Below are 3312 nucleotides of genomic sequence, written 5' to 3'. Positions count from 1 at the left end.
AATGATTAGAAAAGAAGACTATATTATTATTTAAGAAATTGATAATTATTACAGTGGAAAACTGTAATTTGATTATAACTATATTGTACAAGGAGGAATTTTTTATGACAACTATAACTTATAAATTGGAAACATTAACATGTCCATCTTGCATGGCAAAGATAGAAGGAGCATTAAAAAAGACAAAAGGTGTAAAGAGAGTAGAAGTAATGTTTAATTCGAGCAAAGCAAAAGTCGATTTTGACGAATCTATAGTAGAGTCTGAAGATATTAAATTGGTAATTGAAGGATTAGGATATAAAGTATTAGGAGAAAAATGATAATTTTTAGAAGGGGGATGATTATGAAACTTAGCAAAGGTCAAAGGGTAGTAATCTCAGGGGTATTGATTGTTATATCTTTTATATTGAAGCAAACAGACTTGAATATATGGTATAGAAATATATTAATGATTGCAGCTGCCATCATAGCAGGTTTCCCAATCATGAAAAATGCCTTTGCAGCAGCAAAGTATAAAATTATTGGAATAGATGCATTAGTGACTTTAGCAGTAATAGGAGCCATGTTTTTACAAGAATTTTGGGAAGCTGCCGCAGTAACCTTCCTTTTTATGCTCGGAGATTATTTAGAATCTAAAACCTTAGAGAAAACCAGGTCTTCTATTAAATCCCTATTGGATTTGGCACCAGATATGGCTAGGGTTATAAAAGATGGCATAGAAGTAGAAGTTTCTCCTGACGAAGTAGTAGAAGGGGACACAGTTGTAGTAAAACCAGGGGAAAAGATTTCTGTTGATGGGACTATAATAGAAGGGAATGCCTATATAAACCAAGCTGCCATAACAGGAGAATCCATTCCCATAGATAAAACAGAAGGAGATACTGTATTTTCTGGTACTATTATTGAATCTGGATATTTAAAGATAAAGGCAGATAGGGTTGGAGATGATACTACCTTTGCTAGGATATTAGAAATGGTAGAAGAAGCTCAAGATAAAAAGGCAAAGACTCAGAAATTTCTAGAAGTATTTTCTAGATACTATACTCCTGCTATAATAATCCTGGCCCTATTGTTGTTGATTTTTACTAAAGATTTGGTACTGTCCCTAACATTATTGGTAATAGCTTGCCCAGGTGCTTTAGTTATTTCTACACCAGTATCTATAGTTGCAGGCATAGGCAATGGAGCAAAACATGGAGTTCTAGTAAAGGGCGGAGAAATAATGGAAAAGCTGGGGAAGATTAAGGTGTTAGCCTTTGATAAGACTGGAACTCTAACGAAAGGTAAACCTAAGGTAACAAATATAAAATCTTTTAACATAGATGAAGATGAACTATTAAAGCTTACTGCTATAGGTGAAAGCTATTCAGAACATCCATTAGCTAGAGCTATAATCGAAGCAGCAGAAGAAAAACATGGAGAAATAAAGGAATCTCCAGAAGAGGTTGAAATTATTACGGGTCAAGGATTAAAAGTAAAAATACAAGAGAATATATATTTAATAGGAAATAGAAAATTATTGACAGAAAATGGGGTAAATATAACTGAAGAGGAAGAAGAGTATGTAAAGAGTGAAGAAGAACATGGTCAAACAGTGGTTATAGTTTCAGATTTAGTAAAAATGTTAGGAGCTATATCTATAGCAGATACAGTTAGAGAAGATGCCAAAGAACTAATAATAGATTTGAAAAAACAAGGTATAGAAAAAGTGGTTATGCTAACTGGGGATAATAAGAGAGCTGCTGCTGCCATATCAAAGGAATTAGGAATTGATGAATATTATGCTGAGCTTCTTCCAGAAGGAAAAGTGGAAACTTTAGAAAGATTACAAGAAGAATTTGGAGCAACTGCCATGGTTGGAGATGGGGTAAATGATGCACCTGCATTAGCTTCAGCAGATTTAGGTATTGCTATAGGTGGAGCTGGCGCAGATGTAGCCATGGAAACAGCAGATGTAGTATTGATGTCCAATGAAATAAAAAGATTATCCTATGCTATTGGACTAAGTAGGTCAACGGTAAGAAATATGAAGCAAAATATATATTTTGCCATTATAGTTGCAGGAGTTCTTTTGGTTGGAGTATTAGGTAAGGTAGTATTTTTATCATCAGGAATGTTAATCCATGAAATAAGTGTATTATTGGTAATAGTTAATGCTGTAAGGCTTTTAGGATATGGAGAAAAGGGAAGAAGTAGAAAAGTATTATATGATTAGTAGAAAACAGAATGAGAGGTGAATATAATGAGTGAATTGATTAACAATAGAGAACATAGACAAAAGATGTTAAAGGAAGTAATTAAAGAACTTCATGATGGTAAAACCGTAGATGAAGTAAAAGAAAAGTTTGCTAAGGTAATAGAAGGGGTTTCAGCTTCGGAAATATCAGCAATGGAAACCCAATTGGTTAAAGAAGGACTATCTATAGAAGAAATCCAGCGTCTATGCAATGTCCATGCTGCTGTATTTAAAGGTTCTATAGAAGAAATACACCATCCAGAAGAAGTTCCAGGTCACCCGGTCTATACTATGAGACAAGAAAATGAAGCCTTGGAAGAATATATAAATAAGACAGTGATTAACAATTTAGAAAAATTTAAAGACGATGATTCTAAAGAGAATATAAATAATTTAATTCAGGATTTAAACTTATTATGGGATATCGATAAACATTATAGTAGGAAGGAAAATTTAATATTCCCCTATTTAGAAAAGTACGGAATTACTGCGCCACCTAAGGTAATGTGGGGAGTAGACGATGATATTAGGGCATTGATTAAAGAAGGAAAGCTTATGCTTACTGATTACAGGGGAAACAAAGAGGAAGTAATAGAAAAAATAGAAAATATGGCTGATGAAATAAAAGAAATGATATTTAAAGAAGATAGCATACTATTCCCTATGGCCTTGGAAACATTGACGGAAGATGAATGGATAACCATATATAAGGAAAGCGATGAAATTGGATATGCATTGATAGAACCAGAAACCAAATGGAAACTAAAGAGAATAAATATTTCTGATACAGAGGAAAAATCATCAGAAGGAGGACATGTAAAATTTGAAACTGGATTTTTAACTCCAGAGGAAATAAGCCAAATATTAAATATCATTCCAGGAGATATGACTTTTATAGATAAAAACGACACTGTAAAATACTTCTCTCAAGGTAAAGAAAGAATCTTTGCTCGAACAAAAGCAGTTATAGGAAGGAATGTACAAAATTGTCATCCTCCAGCTAGTGTTCATATAGTGGATAAAATATTGGAAGATTTTAAATCAGGAAAGAAAGACCATGAGGATTTCTGGATTAA

General features: G+C 33.2%; 3 protein-coding genes. All 3 read left to right on the top strand.

The features are described 5' to 3' along the window. Positions 1–104: 104 nt before the first annotated feature. Complete coding sequence (locus C3E90_RS08985; RefSeq protein ID WP_236915305.1) at positions 105–320, top strand: heavy-metal-associated domain-containing protein; 216 nt, start codon at positions 105–107, stop codon at positions 318–320. 23 nt (positions 321–343) lie between these two features. Further along, entirely contained in the window at positions 344–2215 is a 1872-nt protein-coding gene (locus tag C3E90_RS08980) for a heavy metal translocating P-type ATPase (RefSeq protein WP_236915304.1), read from the top strand. Between the two features lie 27 nt (positions 2216–2242). After that, positions 2243–3312 (top strand): DUF438 domain-containing protein (locus C3E90_RS08975; RefSeq protein WP_236915303.1); only part of this gene is annotated, 1070 nt, incomplete at its 3' end.

The organism is Clostridium sp. Cult2, assembly GCF_021655075.1.
GTDB lineage: Bacteria > Bacillota > Clostridia > Tissierellales > Tepidimicrobiaceae > Schnuerera.
This window is presented reverse-complemented; position numbering and strand designations above follow the sequence as displayed.

What these genes read in the sequence shown, in the direction of transcription:
- C3E90_RS08985 (WP_236915305.1), top strand. Translation starts at nt 105, where the DNA reads ATGACAACTATAACTTATAAATTGGAAACATTAACATGTCCATCTTGC.
- C3E90_RS08980 (WP_236915304.1), top strand. Translation starts at nt 344, where the DNA reads ATGAAACTTAGCAAAGGTCAAAGGGTAGTAATCTCAGGGGTATTGATT.